Annotated in this window: 15 protein-coding genes; 3 read left to right on the top strand and 12 right to left on the bottom strand. The window is 59.4% G+C overall.

Features of this window, described 5'->3' with window-relative positions; all coding sequences use genetic code 11:
* Nucleotides 1–3: 3 nt before the first annotated feature.
* The 10 genes from JHD64_RS15880 to JHD64_RS15835 all read right to left on the bottom strand — a co-directional run bounded on the left by JHD64_RS15880 (nucleotide 4) and on the right by JHD64_RS15835 (nucleotide 10393).
* A complete protein-coding gene (locus JHD64_RS15880; RefSeq protein ID WP_199054093.1) occupies nucleotides 4–189 on the bottom strand; it encodes a hypothetical protein in 186 nt (61 codons plus the stop codon).
* Nucleotides 190–260: 71 nt separating this feature from the next.
* Nucleotides 261–1511: a 2-oxoglutarate dehydrogenase complex dihydrolipoyllysine-residue succinyltransferase gene (odhB, locus tag JHD64_RS15875; RefSeq protein WP_110313633.1), complete on the bottom strand. Its 1251-nt coding sequence runs from the start codon at nucleotides 1509–1511 to the stop codon at nucleotides 261–263.
* A gap of 67 nt (nucleotides 1512–1578) precedes the next feature.
* Nucleotides 1579–4407, bottom strand: coding sequence for a 2-oxoglutarate dehydrogenase E1 component (locus JHD64_RS15870; protein WP_110313634.1), 2829 nt, complete (start codon nucleotides 4405–4407; stop codon nucleotides 1579–1581).
* A 222-nt stretch (nucleotides 4408–4629) separates the two neighbouring features.
* Nucleotides 4630–5919 (bottom strand): citrate synthase, encoded by a 1290-nt coding sequence (gltA, locus tag JHD64_RS15865; protein WP_110313635.1) that lies wholly within the window; start codon nucleotides 5917–5919, stop codon nucleotides 4630–4632.
* Between the two features lie 61 nt (nucleotides 5920–5980).
* Complete coding sequence (locus JHD64_RS15860) at nucleotides 5981–6229, bottom strand: succinate dehydrogenase assembly factor 2 (RefSeq protein WP_059285416.1); 249 nt, start codon at nucleotides 6227–6229, stop codon at nucleotides 5981–5983.
* A complete protein-coding gene (locus JHD64_RS15855; RefSeq protein WP_045845610.1) occupies nucleotides 6226–6936 on the bottom strand; it encodes a succinate dehydrogenase iron-sulfur subunit in 711 nt (236 codons plus the stop codon). Before JHD64_RS15855 ends, JHD64_RS15860 begins: the two co-directional genes overlap by 4 nt.
* Before the next feature lie 13 nt (nucleotides 6937–6949).
* Nucleotides 6950–8722, bottom strand: a complete 1773-nt coding sequence (sdhA, locus tag JHD64_RS15850; RefSeq protein WP_059285415.1) for a succinate dehydrogenase flavoprotein subunit — start codon at nucleotides 8720–8722, stop codon at nucleotides 6950–6952.
* Nucleotides 8722–9066, bottom strand: coding sequence for a succinate dehydrogenase, hydrophobic membrane anchor protein (gene sdhD / locus JHD64_RS15845; RefSeq protein WP_045845608.1), 345 nt, complete (start codon nucleotides 9064–9066; stop codon nucleotides 8722–8724). Before sdhD ends, sdhA begins: the two co-directional genes overlap by 1 nt.
* Entirely contained in the window at nucleotides 9060–9434 is a 375-nt protein-coding gene (gene sdhC / locus JHD64_RS15840; protein ID WP_045845607.1) for a succinate dehydrogenase, cytochrome b556 subunit, read from the bottom strand. Before sdhC ends, sdhD begins: the two co-directional genes overlap by 7 nt.
* Before the next feature lie 224 nt (nucleotides 9435–9658).
* Nucleotides 9659–10393, bottom strand: a complete 735-nt coding sequence (locus tag JHD64_RS15835; RefSeq protein WP_199054092.1) for a GntR family transcriptional regulator — start codon at nucleotides 10391–10393, stop codon at nucleotides 9659–9661.
* A 204-nt stretch (nucleotides 10394–10597) separates the two neighbouring features.
* On the opposite strand from JHD64_RS15835, the gene JHD64_RS15830 reads away from it, so the two are divergent.
* The 3 genes from JHD64_RS15830 to lysS all read left to right on the top strand — a co-directional run bounded on the left by JHD64_RS15830 (nucleotide 10598) and on the right by lysS (nucleotide 14427).
* Entirely contained in the window at nucleotides 10598–11578 is a 981-nt protein-coding gene (locus JHD64_RS15830) for a malate dehydrogenase (RefSeq protein ID WP_199054090.1), read from the top strand.
* Between the two features lie 150 nt (nucleotides 11579–11728).
* The gene (gene prfB, locus JHD64_RS15825) at nucleotides 11729–12796 is read left to right on the top strand and encodes a peptide chain release factor 2 (protein WP_082693349.1); all 1068 of its coding nucleotides are present in this window, start codon (nucleotides 11729–11731) and stop codon (nucleotides 12794–12796) included.
* Nucleotides 12797–12918: 122 nt separating this feature from the next.
* Complete coding sequence (gene lysS, locus JHD64_RS15820) at nucleotides 12919–14427, top strand: lysine--tRNA ligase (RefSeq protein WP_059285413.1); 1509 nt, start codon at nucleotides 12919–12921, stop codon at nucleotides 14425–14427.
* Nucleotides 14428–14689: 262 nt separating this feature from the next.
* On the opposite strand, the gene JHD64_RS15815 is transcribed toward lysS, so the two are convergent.
* The gene (locus JHD64_RS15815) at nucleotides 14690–16297 is read right to left on the bottom strand and encodes a ShlB/FhaC/HecB family hemolysin secretion/activation protein (protein ID WP_199054088.1); all 1608 of its coding nucleotides are present in this window, start codon (nucleotides 16295–16297) and stop codon (nucleotides 14690–14692) included.
* 155 nt (nucleotides 16298–16452) lie between these two features.
* A partial coding sequence (locus JHD64_RS15810) for an MBG domain-containing protein (protein WP_199054086.1) occupies nucleotides 16453–17423 on the bottom strand: 971 nt, incomplete at its 5' end.

Here is a 17423-nt window from a genome sequence, read left to right as displayed (position 1 = left end):
TGATCAGGATTTACCGACCTTGAACAGCAAGATCCCGAAAGCAATCATGAACACGGCAATGATGAGCTTGCCCACCAGGCTGTAACGGTCTTCGCGGATACCGCGTTGCTGCTTCTTCCAGGTCAGTACCGCAATGGCGATCCCCGCCAGGATGGAAGCTACCGCATACAGCCAGTCAGGCAAAATCATTATTTCTCCGTTCACATTATTCAAAGTGGCCGCAAGACTCCTTGCGGCCAACAGACATTACAGACCCGGTATTACAGGTCCAGGATCAGGCGGGCCGGATCTTCAATGGCGTCCTTGACGGCCACCAGGCTCAGTACCGCTTCGCGACCATCGATGATGCGGTGGTCGTACGACTGGGCAAGGTACATCATCGGGCGCACGACAACTTGACCATTCTCAACCACTGCGCGCTCCTTGGTGGCGTGCATGCCCAGAATGGCGGATTGCGGCGGGTTGATGATGGGGGTGGACATCATGGAACCGAAAGTACCGCCGTTGGAGATGGTGTAAGTACCACCGGTCAGCTCTTCCACGGTCAGCTTGCCTTCCTGGGCGCGCTTGCCGAAGTCGGCGATCTGCTTTTCGATTTCGGCCAGGCTCAGCTGGTCGGCATTGCGGATGACCGGTACCACCAGACCACGCGGGCTGCCCACAGCCACGCCGATGTCGAAGTAACCGTGATAGATGATGTTGTTGCCATCAACCGACGCATTAACGATGGGGTATTTCTTCAGTGCGGCCACCACGGCCTTGACGAAGAAGCCCATGAAGCCCAGCTTCACGCCGTGTTCCTTCTCGAACTTGTCCTTGTAGCGCGCGCGCAGGTCCATCAGCGGCTTCATGTTGACTTCGTTGAAGGTGGTGAGGATGGCATTGGTCTGCTGGCTCATCACCAGACGCTCGGCCACGCGCTGACGCAGGCGGGACATCGGCACGCTTTGTTCCGGACGATCGCCCAGCACGGCAGCCACGTTGACGGCAGCCGGAGTAGCGGCCAGGGCAACGCCAGCGTTGCCGGCGTGAGCCAGCACCGGACCGGCTTGCGACGGTGCAGCGGCAGCAGCCTGTACGTCTTCCTTCAGCACACGGCCGTCACGGCCGGTGCCGGCGACATTGGCCAGGTTCACGCCGGTTTCGGCAGCCAGCTTGGCAGCGGACGGCATGGCAGCGCCACCCGGAGCAGCAGCCGGGGCAGCCTTGACGGCAGCAGGCGCAGCAGCGGCCGGAGCAGCAGCCACGGCAGCCGGGGCATCGCCAGCCTTGGCGGCGGTGTCGATGCGGGCGATCAGCTGGCCGGATACTACGGTGGCGCCGTCCTGTTCGATGATTTCAACAATCACACCAGCCTGCGGTGCCGGCAGTTCCAGCACCACCTTGTCGGTTTCCAGGTCGATGACGTTTTCGTCGCGATTGACGAAATCGCCAGCTTTCTTGTGCCAGGTCATCAGCGTGGCTTCGGAAACGGACTCAGGCAGTTGGGGGACTTTGACTTCAATAATCATGTTCTTCTCCAGAGCGGGGCAGCTGCGGTGCTGCCCCCGTCATATCATTCGGTGTGATGGCGTGTACTTACTTGGCAATCGTCATGGCTTCTTCGACAAAGGCCTTGAGCTGGGCAACGTGCTTGCTCATATAGCCTACCGCCGGCGAAGCAGAGGACGGACGACCAGCGAACGACAAGAACTGCTTGCCGCTCAGCAGACCTTCCAGGCGATGGCGAATCTGGTACCAGGCACCCTGGTTACGCGGCTCTTCCTGCACCCACATCACTTCCTTGGCTTGCGGGAAGCGTGCCAGCTCGGCGGCCACCTGCTCGGTCGGGAAGGGATACAACTGCTCGATACGCACGATGGCGATGTCGTCTTCCATGCCCTTGTCCTTGCGGCCGGCAGCCAGGTCGTAATACACCTGACCGGCACACAGCACCACGCGCTTCACCTTCTTCGGATCCTGCACCACGGCATCGCCGATCACCGGACGGAAGCTGCCATTGGTGAAGGCTTCGATCGGGCTCATGGAGTCCTTGAAGCGCAGCAGACGCTTGGACAGGAAGATCACCAGCGGCTTGCGATACGGACGCAGCACCTGACGGCGCAGCATGTGGAACATCTGGCTGGCCTCGGACGGCATCACGATCTGCATATTGTGCTCGGCACACAGTTGCAGCCAGCGTTCCAGACGGGCGGAGGAGTGTTCCGGGCCCTGGCCATCGTAGCCGTGCGGCAGGATGGTGGTGAGGCCACACAGACGGCCCCACTTGGTTTCACCGGAGGAGATGAACTGGTCAATCGCCACCTGGGCGCCGTTGGCAAAGTCGCCGAACTGGGCTTCCCAGATCACCAGCTGATCCGGTGCCGAGCAGGCATAGCCGTATTCGTAGGCCAGCACTGCTTCTTCGTTCAGGATGGAGTCGATCACCAGGAATTCAGCCTGGTTGTCCGACATATTGCGCAGCGGCACGTAGGAGCCCTGGTCCCAGCGTTCGCGGTTCTGGTCGTGCAGCACGGCATGACGATGGGAGAAGGTGCCGCGGCCGGAGTCTTCACCGGACAGGCGGACACCGAAACCATTGGTCACCAGCGAGGCATAGGCCAGGGTCTCGGCCATGCCCCAGTCGGCATTCTGCTCACCAGCAGCCATGGCCTTGCGTGCAGCCAGCACCTTTTGCACGGTGGGGTGCAGCTTGAAGCCTTCCGGCAGCGTGGTGAACTTCTCGGTCAGGCGCTGGATGTCGGCACGCGGCAGCGAGGTGTCGGTCGGGTGCGCCCAGTGGGTGCCCATGTACTGGCTCCAGTCCAGGGCATGTTCGCGCTTGTAGTTGGTAAGCGCGGTCTGTTCCACATGCTCGCCCTTGTCCAGCGCATCGCGGTAGGCCTGGATCATGCCTTCGGCTTCTTCCGCCTTCAGCACGCCTTCCTGTACCAGACGCTCGGCATACATGGCGCGCACGCCCTGATGCTTGGCAATCTTCTTGTACATCATCGGCTGGGTCAGGAAGGGATCATCCCCCTCGTTGTGGCCCAGCTTGCGGTAGCAGACCAGGTCGATGACCACGTCCTTGTTGAACTGCATGCGGTAGTCCAGCGCAGCCTGCATCACATAGCAGACGGCTTCCGGATCATCACCGTTGACGTGGAAGATCGGTGCTTCGACCATCTTGGCCACGTCGGTACAGTACAGGGTGGAGCGCATGTCGCGCGTATCCGAGGTGGTGAAACCCACCTGGTTGTTGATCACGATATGGATGGTGCCACCGGTACCGTAGCCGCGGGTTTGCGACAGGTTGAAGGTACCCTGGTTGACACCCAGGCCGCCAAAGGCGGAGTCACCGTGAATCAGTACCGGCACGGCGCACTTGCGCTCGCTGTCCTTGCGACGGTCCTGGCGGGCACGTACCGAGCCTTCCACCACCGGGTTGACGATTTCCAGGTGCGACGGGTTGAACGCCAGCGACACGTGCATCGGGCCATTGGCCGTCGGGATGTCGGAGGAGAAGCCCATGTGGTACTTGACGTCGCCGGAGGCCATCTGCTGGGCAGCCTTGCCTTCGAATTCGGCGAACAGGTCGCGCGGAAGCTTGCCCAGGGTGTTCACCAGCACGTTCAGACGGCCACGGTGGGCCATGCCGATGATCAGTTCCTGCACGCCAACGGCAGTGGCGTTGTGGATCAGGTGGTCCAGCGCAGCGATGGTCGATTCGCCGCCTTCCAGCGAGAAGCGTTTCTGGCCAACGTATTTGGTATGCAGATAGCGTTCCAGGGTCTCGGCCGCGGTGATCTGCTTGAGGATGCGCATTTTCTTGCCGGCATCGTAGCGCGGGGTGGACAGGTCGCCTTCAAAGCGCTTCTGTACCCAGTGCTTTTCATCCGACTTGGTGATGTGCATGAACTCCAGGCCGATATTGCCGCAGTAGGTCTGCTTCAGGCGCGACAGGATGTCGGACAGCGGCAGCTTCTGCGGTGCCACCAGCGAGCCCACATTGAACTGCACCGCCATGTCGGCATCGGTCAGACCGTGCTTGTGCGGATCCAGCTCTTGCAGGGTTTCCTGGTCCATGCGCTTGAGCGGGTCGAGGTTGGCCTGACGGGAACCCAGTACGCGGTAGGCCGAAATCAGCTTCAGCACACCCACCTGCTTTTGCATGGTTTCCCATTCGCCGCCGCTGCTGTTGCGCGGGCCGCTGGCCGGTTTCTTGGCCAGTTGAATGAAGGATTCCTGGATGGGCATGTGTGGTACATCGCGCTCGGCTGCGCCCGGTGCCTGGGCCAGCTTGTCGAAGTATTCACGCCATTCGGCTGGAACCGAATTCGCATCAGCGAGGTACTGTTCGTACAGTTCCTCGATGAACGGTGCATTCCCACCGAACAGGTAGGAATGACTGTACATGGATTGCATCATTATTCGACCCTTTGTTATCTACGTACGTATCTACGTTTGGCTACATTGCTGCGTGGAGAAAGCGTTGTGGAAAAGACGCAAGAAGGGCTTTGGCAAGGCAAATCCGTCTCCATTCTTTTCCGCAGCGCTCTGTCGGCGTCTGTCGTGAAACCGGCTACTGTATTCTGTGCAACAGCTTAAAAAGTTGGCCGAAACGAGTCCGGCCAACTTGTCACAGCTTGATCAACGCTTGTCGATGTCGACAATATCGCGGCGCGGGGCGCCGGTGTACAGCTGGCGCGGACGGCCGATCTTCATCGCCGGGTCACCGATCATTTCACTCCAGTGCGCGATCCAGCCCACGGTACGGGCCAGGGCGAAGATCGGGGTGAACATCGAGACCGGAATGCCGATGGCGGACAGCACGATACCCGAGTAGAAGTCCACGTTCGGGTACAGCTTGCGCTCGATGAAGTACGGATCTTCCAGGGCGATCTTTTCCAGCGCCATGGCCAGCTTGAACTTCGGATCGTTGTGCAGGCCCAGTTCGTTCAGCACTTCGTCGCAGGTGGTCTTCATGATGGCAGCGCGCGGGTCCATGTTCTTGTACACGCGGTGGCCGAAGCCCATCAGCTTGTAGCGCTTGTCCTTCACGCCTTGCATGAAGTCGGCCACGTTGTCCACGCTGCCGATTTCATCCAGCATCTTCAGCACGGCTTCGTTGGCACCACCGTGGGACGGGCCCCACAGGCAGGCGATACCGGCGGCGATACATGCGAAGGGGTTGGCACCGGAGGAGCCGGCCAGACGCACGGTGGAGGTGGACGCGTTCTGCTCGTGGTCGGCGTGCAGGGTGAAGATGCGGTCCAGCGCGCGCGCCAGAACCGGGTTCACCTTGTACTCTTCACACGGGGTGGAGAACATCATGTGCAGGAAGTTTTCCGCATAGGTCAGGCCATTCTTCGGGTAGGAGAACGGCAGGCCCTTGTTGTAGCGGTAGGCTTGGGCAGCGATGGTCGGCAGCTTGGCCACCAGACGGTGGGCCGAGATGCGACGGTGCTCCGGATTGGTGATGTCCAGCGAGTCGTGGTAGAAGGCGGACAGCGCGCCCACCACACCCACCATCACGGCCATCGGGTGTGCGTCACGACGGAAGCCCTTGAACAGGCTCATCAGCTGGTCGTGCAGCATGTTGTGGCGCATCACGCCACGTTCGAATTCCTTGCGCTGTGCTGCAGTCGGCAGTTCGCCGTTCAGCAACAGGTAGCACACTTCCAGGTAATCGCTCTTTTCTGCCAGCTGTTCGATCGGATAGCCGCGGTAGTAGAGCTGACCCAGATCACCGTCGATGAAGGTGATGGCGGACTCGCAGCTGGCGGTGGCCAGGAAGCCCGGGTCAAAGGTAAACATGCCGGTTTTGGAGAAGGCACGGATATCGACGACATCCGGACCCAGAGTGCCGGACAGTACCGGCATTTCCAGGTTGTCCTTGCCCTCGTTGTAAGTGAGCGTCACTTTGCGGTTAGTTTCCACAGCAATACTCCCAGTCAGTTTTGTGGTGTTGTAATCGTTTTTGGGCCCTGCATCCTGCGGCTCAGACAGCCCGCAGGATCTCGATGATGGCGGCCTCTTCCGGATCGTCCAGGTCAGCCTTGCCGTTCACCACATCCAGAAAATCGGTGTCGGGCAAATCGAGAATACGCTTGTAGGCGTCGATCTCCGCCGGGGAGAGTGAATCGAAGCGCTGGGCAAAAAACCGCTCCAGCACCAGATCCAGCTCCAGCAAGCCCCGGCGGGACCGCCAGCGGATCCGTTTGAGTTCAATCGGATCGTAGGCGGTCATACTGCACGCTTGACCATCAGGTCCTTGATCTTGCCGATGGCCTTGGTCGGGTTCAGACCCTTGGGGCAGACATCAACACAATTCATGATGGTGTGACAACGGAACAGGCGGTACGGATCTTCCAGGTTGTCCAGACGCTCGTTGATGGCGGTGTCGCGGGTATCGGCAATGAAGCGATACGCTGCGAGCAGGCCGGCCGGGCCAACGAATTTGTCCGGGTTCCACCAGAACGACGGGCAGGACGTGGAGCAGCAGGCGCACAGAATGCACTCGTACAGGCCGTTGAGTTCTTCACGGTCTTCCGGGCTTTGCAGGCGCTCGCGTTCCGGCGGCGGCGTGTCGTTGATCACATACGGCTTGATCGAGTGGTATTGCTTGAAGAACTGGGTCATGTCCACGATCAGGTCGCGCACCACCGGCAGGCCCGGCAGCGGGCGCAGCTCGATCGGTTGCTTCAGGTCGCGGAAATCGGTCAGACAGGCCAGGCCGTTCTTGCCATTGATGTTCATGGCATCCGAACCACACACGCCTTCGCGGCAGGAACGGCGGAAGGTGATGGTGTCATCCTTCACCTTCAGCTTGGTCAGCGCATCCAGCAACTTGCGGTCGGTGGAATCCAGCTCGACGCTGATGTCCTGCATGTAGGGCTTGGCATCCTTGTCCGGATCGTAACGATAGATGCGGAATTTGACGGTTTCAGTAGTCATCTTGTTCAAGCCCTTAGTAGGAACGGGTCTTCAGAGCGATGGTGTCGACAGTCAGCGGCTGCAGGTTCACCGGCTTGTATTGCAGACGGTTGCCGTCGCGCGACCACAGGGTGTGCTTCAGCCAGTTGGCATCATCACGACCGTTCGGGGTTTCCGGGGTATCCGGTGCATCGTCACGCACGTGGGCGCCACGCGATTCGGTCCGGGCATTGGCCGAGATCATGGTGGCCTTGGCCACTTCGATCAGGTTTTCCAGTTCCAGGGCTTCGATGCGCGCCATGTTGAATACGCTGGATTTGTCGGAAATTTCGGTCTGCTGAACCATCTTTTCCACTTCCAGAATCTTCTCAACACCCTCGGCCAGCATGTCCTTGAAACGGAACACGCCGCAGTGCGCCTGCATGGTGCGCTGCATGGCGGTACGGGCGTCGTTGACGGCCACACCGTTGGTCTGCTTGTTCAGGCGTTCCACGCGGGCAACCGAGCGTTCGACATCGGCGGTAGCCAGTTCCGGCAGTTCCAGCGGCTGGGCCTTGATGAAGTCGATCATCGAGTTGGCCGAGCTCTTGCCGAAGACCAGCAGGTCGAGCAGGGAGTTGGTACCCAGGCGGTTGGCACCGTGCACCGAGGCGCAAGCGCATTCGCCGGCAGCGTAGAAACCATTGACCGGCTTGCCATCCACCACCACTTCGCCGTGGTAGTTGGTGGGGATGCCACCCATCTGGTAGTGACAGGTCGGCACCACCGGGATCGGGGCCTTGATCGGGTCCACACCGGCAAACTTGATGGAGATTTCACGGATGCCCGGCAGCTTGGACATGATCACTTCGGGGTCGAGGTGAGTGATGTCCAGCAGCACGTGATCCTTGTTCGGGCCGCAACCACGACCTTCGTTGATCTCGGTCACCATGGCGCGGGAGACCACGTCACGCGAAGCCAGATCCTTGGCATTCGGTGCATAGCGCTCCATGAAGCGTTCACCTGCGCTGTTACGCAGAATGCCGCCTTCACCACGCACACCTTCGGTAATCAGTACACCGGCACCGGCCACGCCGGTGGGGTGGAACTGCCAGAATTCCATGTCTTCCAGCGGGATGCCGGCGCGTGCGGCCATACCCAGGCCATCACCGGTATTGATGAAGGCATTGGTGGAAGAAGCGTAGATACGACCGGCGCCGCCAGTAGCAAACAGGGTGGCCTTGGCCTGGAATACCACGATTTCCGAGGTTTCCATTTCCATGGCAATCACGCCCTGCACATTGCCGTCGGCATCGCGGATCAGGTCCAGCGCCATCCATTCCACAAAGAAGTGGGTGTTGGCACGGACATTGCGCTGGTACAGCGCGTGCAGCATGGCATGACCGGTACGGTCGGCGGCAGCACAGGCGCGACGCACCGGCTTTTCGCCAAAATTGGACATGTGGCCGCCAAACGGACGCTGGTAGATGGTGCCATCAGCGTTACGGTCGAACGGCATGCCGTAGTGTTCCAGCTCGGTCACCACCTTCGGTGCCTCGCGGCACATGAATTCGATGGCATCCTGGTCGCCCAGCCAGTCCGACCCCTTGACGGTGTCGTACATATGCCAGGTCCAGTGATCCTCCTCGGAGTTACCCAGAGAAGCAGACACACCACCTTGCGCAGCAACTGTGTGCGAGCGGGTGGGGAATACCTTGGACAGTACGGCAGTCTTCAGGCCAGCTTCGGACAGCTGCAGGGCGGCACGCATGCCGGCACCACCTGCGCCAACGATTACTGCATCAAAATGACGAACAGGTACGCCCATTACAGCCCCCAGACAACTTTAACGGAATAGATGAAACAGGACACAAGCCACACGATGGTGAAGGCATGCAGCGCCAGGCGCAGGCCGGTGGGCTTGATGTAGTCCATCCACACATCGCGAATGCCCACCCATACGTGCAGGAACACTGCCAGCAGGGTGGTTTGGGTCAATACCTGCACCCAGGTTTGTGCGAAGAAGTCTTTCCAGCCGGCATAGCTGGACGGCATGGTCAGCAGGAACAGTGCCAGCGCTACGGTATAGATCACCATGATGGTGGCCGTCACGCGCTGCATGACCCAGTCGCGCAAACCGTAGTGAGCGCCGATGACAGAGCGGTTTACCATAGAGCTACTCCCAGAATCAGAGTCAGGGCCAGGCTAACCACCACCACAGTCTTGGCGGTCGCACGGGCGGTTTGCAGTTCCAGACCCTTGTGGATATCCAGGAACAGGAAACGAATACCGGCACAGAAGTGATGCATGTAGGCCCACAACAAACCGATGAGGATGATCTTCATCAGCGGATGCGCGACTACGGCACGGTAGGTTTCAAAGGACTCTGCTGAACTGAGCGAACCATGAAGGAGGTAGATCAACAGCGGGAGGGAAAAGAAGAGCGCCACACCACTGACCCGGTGCAGGATCGAGACAATACCCGGAATGGGCAGTCTGATCGTGGCCAGATCCAGGTGCTTCGGTCGTTGCTTCTGCATATGGCTTCCTTGGATGTATTTGAACCAAGTGGTTATCTCCGGGCCCCTGTCTGGAAGCCCGCCTGAAAGGTCCGCCCTTGTAAAAACCGGGTGGTCCCTCTCAATACTGAACATCATGCTGCCCGATGCTGCAGGGCAATATGATCTGGAAATTCTAGCAAAAATCACCTGCCTGCTGCCCGTTTTTTGCCGGACAAGCGACATTTCCATGCTGGCAGACGACATCAGCAGCTCTTTTGCAGCAGCGCCAGATCACGACTCAGGCAGTAGCGCTGCCGCCATTCAACCCGCTCACCAACTGACGAAAAGGTCAGTCTGAGCACACTCAGTACCGGCTCTTCCAGTGCGGCACCGGACAAGCCCAGCAAACTCGCATCTTCGCGTGGCAACATGACAGCACGGTACTGCTCGCGACTTTCCACCACACGCACACCAAAACGCTGTTGCAAGGTGGCGTAAACACCGGTACCCGAACGAAACCAGCGCGCCTCCATGCCGTCGAAACGCTCGGCCGGCAGATAGGCCTCGTCCAGCGCCACCGGCCTGCCCTGCCCGCGCCACAACTGACGCACCCGAAACATCGGCGCATGCCGCCGCAGCTGCAGCGCCACCGCCATGTCATCGCTGGCATTCATGCGCGAAATGGCCAGAAACTCACAACTGAGCCGGTCCGGCATTTCATCGAACACCCCGGGCGACTGCAACAGGGCGCCTCCCCAGTCGCTGAGCACCGGAGACACAAACGTCCCCTTGCCCTGCTGTCGGTATAGCAAGCCATCCGCCACCAGTTCGCTCAGCGCCTTGCGTACCGTTCCCTGGCTCACCGACATCTCTGCGGCCAGATCCCATTCACTGGGCAAGGCATCATGCTCCAGCCATTCGCCTTCGGCGATACGGCGCAGTAAAAACTGCTTGATCTGCACATAAAGCGGCTGACGACGCGGAGCATTAGCAATCATGTAGTGGCTTTGTATCATCAAATAAATCAAGCGTAAAGGGATGTCTTATATAAGACACAAGACATCAAGCAGCTTATCAGAATTTCTGATGGGGAATCCAGCCCCACATGGTCTACACTCCGTGATACACTCGCTTCACACTTATAGTGCAGAGCAACATCTGCAATTTGAGACAGTCTCGGATATCTAAAGGAGAGTCCACCAATGAAAGCTCCCGTTCGCGTTGCCGTTACCGGCGCTGCTGGTCAGATTGGCTACAGCCTGCTGTTCCGTATCGCCAGTGGTGAAATGCTGGGCAAAGACCAGCCGGTCATCCTGCAACTGCTCGACCTGCCGCAAGCCCAGACCGCCGTTAAGGGCGTGATGATGGAACTGGAAGACTGTGCCTTCCCGCTGCTGGCCGGCATGGTTGCCACCGACGATCCGAACGTCGCTTTCAAGGACGCTCAAGTTGCCCTGCTGGTGGGCGCCCGTCCGCGTAGCAAAGGTATGGAACGCAAGGACCTGCTGGAAGCCAACGGCGCCATCTTCACCGTTCAGGGCAAGGCACTGAACGACCACGCCGACCGCAATGTGCGCGTTCTGGTGGTTGGCAACCCGGCCAACACCAATGCCTGGATCGCCATGAAGAGCGCTCCGGACCTGAACCCGAAAAATTTCACCGCCATGTTGCGTCTGGACCACAACCGCGCCCTGTCGCAGATCGCTGCCAAGACTGGCAAGCTGGTTGCGTCGATCAAGGACCTCGCGGTATGGGGCAACCACTCGCCGACCATGTACGCCGACTACCGCTTCGCCACCATCGATGGCCAGTCGGTAAAAGCCATGATCAACGACGAAGCCTGGAACCGTGACGTATTCCTGCCGACCGTGGGCAAGCGTGGCGCCGCCATCATCGAAGCACGTGGCCTGTCCTCGGCTGCTTCTGCTGCCAACGCCGCCATCGACCACATCCACGACTGGGTGCTGGGCAGCAATGGCAAGTGGGTGACCATGGGCATTCCGTCCGACGGTTCCTACGGCATTCCGGAAGGCGTGATGTACGGCTTCCCGGTTGTATGCGAAAATGGCGAATACAAGATTGTCCAAGGTCTGGAAGTGGACGAGTTCAGCCGCGAACGCATGAACTTCACCCTGGCCGAGCTGGAAGAAGAGCGCGCAGCTGTCGCTCACCTGTTTGGCTAAGCCTTAGCCAGATCAGCGAAAAGCGCACCAACTGGTGCGCTTTTTGTGTTTGATCAATACCGCCAAGCATATTTGAATTTACTAATACAGACTGCCACTGGAGCAAGAGCATGATTGAAGTCGAAGTCCTGAACCAGATCGCGGCCACGATTGAAAACCTGGCCGAGCGCGCCACCGATATTCGGGGGTATCTTTGACTACGACGGCAAAAAAGACCGTCTGGAAGAAGTAAGCCGCCTCACTGAAGATTCCGATATCTGGAACGACCCCAAGCGCGCCCAGGAACTGGGCCGCGAACGCAAGCAGCTGGAAGATGTGGTCCTGGTGCTGGACAGCATCAACGCCAGCATCGCCGATGCGCGCGAACTGCTGGAAATGGGCAAGAGCGAAGAGGATGACGAAACCATTCTCGCCGTGAAAGCCGACATGGAGGAAGTCGAGGCCAAGGTAGCCAAGATGGAATTCCGCCGCATGTTCCACGACCCGATGGACCCCAACAACTGCTTCCTGGACATTCAGGCCGGCGCCGGTGGCACCGAGGCGCAGGACTGGGCCGGCATGCTGTTGCGCATGTACACCCGCTATGCCGAACGCAAGGGCTTCAAGGTAGACGTACTGGAAGTATCCGAAGGCGAAGTGGCCGGCATCAGCAGTGCCACGCTGAAGATCGAAGGCGAATACGCCTACGGCCTGCTGCGTACCGAAGTGGGCGTACACCGCCTGGTGCGCGTGTCGCCGTTCGACTCCAATGCCCGCCGTCACACCTCCTTCTCCTCGGTATTCGTCTACCCGGAAGTGGACGACAGCTTCGAGATCGACATCAATCCGGCCGATTTGCGTATCGATACCTACCGCGCCTCCGGTGCCGGTGGTCAGCACATCAACAAGACCGACTCGGCCGTGCGTATCACCCACTTGCCCACCAATACCGTGGTGCAGTGCCAGAACGACCGCTCGCAGCACCGCAACCGCGATGAAGCCATGCAGATGCTGCGTGCCAAGCTGTACGAGCTGGAACTGAAAAAGCGCAACGAGGCCAAGCAGGCGCTGGAAGACACCAAGACCGACGTGGGTTGGGGTCACCAGATCCGTTCCTACGTGTTCGACCAGTCGCGCATCAAGGACCTGCGTACCAGCTATGAAGTGGGCAATATCAAGGGCGTCATGGATGGCGACCTGGACGGCTTTATCGAAGCCAGTCTGAAACAGGGCGTGTAAACGTCCGGGCCGGCAGCTGCTGCCGGCCTGCATTACAGCAGCGTAAAACCTTAATTGTTGGCCGATGAGGCCTGGCGGGGGAATGGCCCCCTGCCCTTACCGCAGTAGTCAACGGAGTCATCATGTCTGAACGTGAACAAGCATCATCCCTGAGTCAGGACGAAAACCAGATCATGGCGGAACGCCGCCAGAAGCTGAAGAGCATCCGCGAAAAACGCGTCGCTTTCCCCAACGATTTCAAACGCAGCCACTTTGCCAAGGATCTGCAGGAAAAACACGCGGGTAAAGACAAGGAAGCTCTGGAAGCCGAGAAGATCGAGGTTGCCGTTGCCGGCCGCATGATGCTGAAGCGCGTCATGGGCAAGGCCAGCTTTGCCACCCTGCAGGATGGCAGTGGCCGCATCCAGGCCTACATCGCCAACGATGGTGTCGGCGAAGCCGAACATGCCGAGTTCAAGCACTTCGATCTGGGCGACATCATCGCCATCCGCGGCGTGCTGTTCAAGACCAAGACCGGCGAACTGACGGTACAGGCCAGCGAAGTGCGCCTGCTGTCCAAAAACATCCGTCCGCTGCCGGAAAAATTCCACGGCATGACCGATCAGGAACAAAAATACCGTCAGCGCTACGCCGACCTGATCATGAGCGAAGACAGCCGCAACACCTTCATCAAGCGCTCGCAGATCGTACAGAAGATCCGCGACGTGATGGTGAGCGAAGGCTATCTGGAAGTGGAAACCCCGATGATGCACCCTATCCCGGGCGGCGCCACGGCCAAACCCTTCGTGACTCACCACAACGCGCTGGACATGCCGCTCTACCTGCGTATTGCGCCGGAACTGTATCTGAAACGTCTGGTAGTGGGTGGCCTGGAGCGCGTGTTCGAGATCAACCGTAACTTCCGTAACGAGGGGATGAGCACACGCCACAACCCCGAGTTCACCATGATCGAGTTTTACGAAGCCTACAGCGATTACCAGCGCATGATGGAGATGACCGAAAACATCATCCGTCGCTGTGCCGAAACCGTCTGCGGCAGCACCACCATCAGCTACAACGGCAAGGAAGTGGAACTGGGCAAACCGTTCGACCGCTTCACCATTGTTGGCGCCATCAAGCACTACAACCCGCAATACACCGATGAGCAACTGGCCGACGCCGCCTGGGTGGCCAGCGAAATCAAGCGCCTGGGTGGCAAGCTGCCGCCGGCTCCGGGCCTGGGCAGCCTGCAACTGGCCTTGTTTGAAGAATGTGCCGAAGGCCAGCTGTGGAACCCCACCTTCATCATCGACTACCCGGTGGAAGTGTCCCCGCTGGCCCGTGGCTCGGATGCCGACCCGTCCATCACCGAGCGCTTCGAGCTGTTCATCGTCGGCCGCGAACATGCCAACGGCTACTCCGAGTTGAACGACCCGGAAGACCAGGCCGCGCGCTTCCTGTCGCAAGTAGCCCAGAAGGACGCTGGCGACGACGAAGCCATGCACTATGACGCCGACTACATCCGCGCCATGGAATACGGCCTGCCGCCCACCGGTGGCTGCGGCATCGGCATTGACCGTCTGGTCATGCTGCTGACCGACGCCCCGTCCATTCGCGACGTTATCCTGTTCCCGCAGATGCGTCCGGAATAAACAGCCGCTGACGCAGTAGGTTGCTCAGCAGTGCTTGTAAAAAATGAGCACAAACTGAAAAGAAAGTGCTAACAAGCGAAAGCCCCAGCAGAGATGCTGGGGCTTTTTGGTATTTGACCAGCTAAATGCAGATATCTCGCTGACTGCTGCATCAAGCTTAAGCACGCAGGGCCACCGCACTGCATCGAAAGCGGCACGGATGGAGCTGTGCAAGCCCCATCCTGGCACTGGGTTACCGCAACATCACGGCCGTTATGCCGGCCTAAAAACCTAGCGTCAACCTAAGTTCCAGCGCATTGTCCCCGCTATGTGTCTGACTCGCCTGCCAGAAATCGTGAGCATATGACGCGGAGGCGCTGAGTGCCCGCCCCAGTTGATAATCCATGCCAATACCGGCAGACAAGGCGTGTTGTGAGCCTGCATTGTGCTGATTGCGGCCATAGCCGCCATCTACAAACAGATACGGCATCAACCAGCTATTGCCACCCAGCACATTGAACGCCGGCAGATGCAATTCGTTGCGGCTCACAACCAGCGAGTCATAGGCACCATCATCGAGCAGATAACCGCGTACCAGTCCCTCGCCACCGATCCCGGCCTGCTCGGTGTTGGGCAGCGCATTGCTGGAAAACTGTACGATCAACTCATTATTCAGGCTCCACGACTTGGGCAGCCTGCTTAGCTGAGTCAGACGCACATTCAGGTACTGGTAGTCGGACTGGGTCACCCGTGAACGGGTATACGAGCTCATCGCCTGGTCGGTGTTATTGCTGTTCAGGCCACCCGGGCTGACATGCAATGTCGCATCGAGTCCGGTCTTGCTATCCGGCCCTTGCCACAGCGCGTTCCAGTTGAAATAAATCTGATCGGTCTCAAGCTGGCTATCCAGTACCTCGGTGTTGCCGAAATAAGTTTTTTGGCGTTCGCGTTTGACTTCCACGCCATAAGCCAGATCACCCGGCAGACGCGAAAAATTGGACAGGCTGAAGCGATGTCCAGCGGATAGTTCGTCAGTCAAATTGCGTACCAGAAACGGGTTGGAACTGGTATTGGTTTCGACATGGTTAAACGTCACTTCCAATCTCTGGCGCGGTGCAAATGGCAGATCCAGATGCAGGCCGTGGCTGAGGTAGCGTTGATGGGCATACTCGCCCCCCAGATGCCCGCTGGGATCCACTCCGTCATGCGAGGTGGTGTATTGATAGGACAGCAAGGAATCGGCCGTCAGCAATCCACCCACCATGGCCCCTGCAAAATAGCGATCCATCCCGGTGGTTTCAGTACCGGAGTTGGCATAGCCGAGAAAAGCACGCCATGGCTTGCTCTCGGTAACCTGCACATCCAGATCGGAACGCCCGAAGCTGGCCCCCGGGGTGAACACGGCCTGGGCCTGGTGGAAGGGATAGCGATTGATCCAGTCCAGATCTGCCGTCAGCTGATAGGTATCGATCGGCGCGCCTGGCTGCTGGCGAATCAAGGTGCGCAGATGTGGTGTACTGGCGTCGGAGGCGCCTTGTACCGACACCTTGCCGTCCATGAATTCCAGTACACGGATTTGCAAGACGCCGCTGCCGATGTTCTGCGGCGGTGTGGACAGCGATATAAACGGAAAACCGCGTTGTCGGTAATAACGGGCAATGGACGCCTCGATTTCGGCAATCAGCTTTCGGGATAGCGGACGGCCAAGCCAGGGGCTGAGAACGGCCTTGCCATCCGGCGTATCAAGCCGTGCCACGCGGCTGGCGTCTATGCCTTCAGCCGTTGCGGGCACCGGCATATCGTCGGCGCCCAGCACCACGATGCCGGTCAATGTCGCCCCCAGCGGGGTCGCGTCCTCTGCTCCCGGCACCACATTGGGCGGCAGTATCATTTGCCGCTGTATCTGTGGCACCGGTGCCGGATTAAGTTCGATCGGTGCCGCGGCTGCGAACTCAGCCACCGTCATGGTCAACAGGCACCCCGCGGTTACGTAGACACTTCCCCAAACCAATGGCCTGATGGTATGCATTGTTATTATCTTTCCGCTTATTGAGTCATGAATTGAATCGCATCGCCAACATAGCGATTATCCGGATAGGGTGAGCCTGTCATCTGCTCCCCAGACTGCCGAGCCAACTGCAAATTGCCGCTGGAACCACCACCGGATCCGGTCTGGACCACACCGCTGGACGTCTCCCCCTTGCTGTTGCCAATGCCACCATTACCACCATTGCCAGCCGGCGCATTGTGCGTCGCAGTCCCCTCGGTCTCGGCCCCCCCGCTGGTGCCAGACGGCGCTGGCGGATTGAAAGTGGAAGCCCCCTGGTTGAAAGCGATCACCGGGGTCGAAAAACTGGAGGCGTTGCTGTGTTCGCCGTTAGCAGGCAGCTGTTGCACGCTGATCGCGGGCAAAGGATTGATGGTTAGAACCCCCGGCTGGTAGGCAATGTTGTAGTTAGACAGGCCGCTGCCGGTGGCATTGAAAGCGGTAATCACATAACTGCCAGCCGGAGTCTGCGGCAGAGTGGACGTCGCCCCGCCAGGCAAGGTTTCGGTCAGGCTGGACACCGTATCGCTCCCGAACAGCCCGGAAGTGGTGTAACCCGACAGCACATATGGCGTACCGGCCGTGACAGTCTGATTCGCCGCCGTAATCGTCAGCGCTGCTGGCACCACGGCGAGGCTCCCGGTGCCGCCAGACAAGGTGTAGTCCGCATTGCTGAGGCTCAAGCCGCCCAGGGCGGTCAACTGCTGGCTGCCGACCACCTTCCCGGCCATAGCCGCAGTGCCACCAACGGTGACGCTGTCCCCTTCGATCAGGTTGCTGACCGTCAGGTTGCTGCCCTGGGCGACGTTCGTGCCGTTATAGGTCTGGCTACCGGTCAGGGTGACCGCCAGCGGGTTGACCGTCATGCTGCCGGTCGCGCCAGTCAGGGTGTAGTCGCTGTCGCTCAGCGTCAGGCTGTTGAAGCCCGACAGGGCGCGGCTGCCAGCGTGGGCGCTGGCCAGGGTGGCAC

Origin of the sequence: Aquitalea sp. ASV15 (assembly GCF_016429115.1) — a bacterium.
In the GTDB taxonomy this organism is placed as follows: Bacteria; Pseudomonadota; Gammaproteobacteria; order Burkholderiales; family Chromobacteriaceae; genus Aquitalea; species Aquitalea magnusonii.
This window is presented reverse-complemented; position numbering and strand designations above follow the sequence as displayed.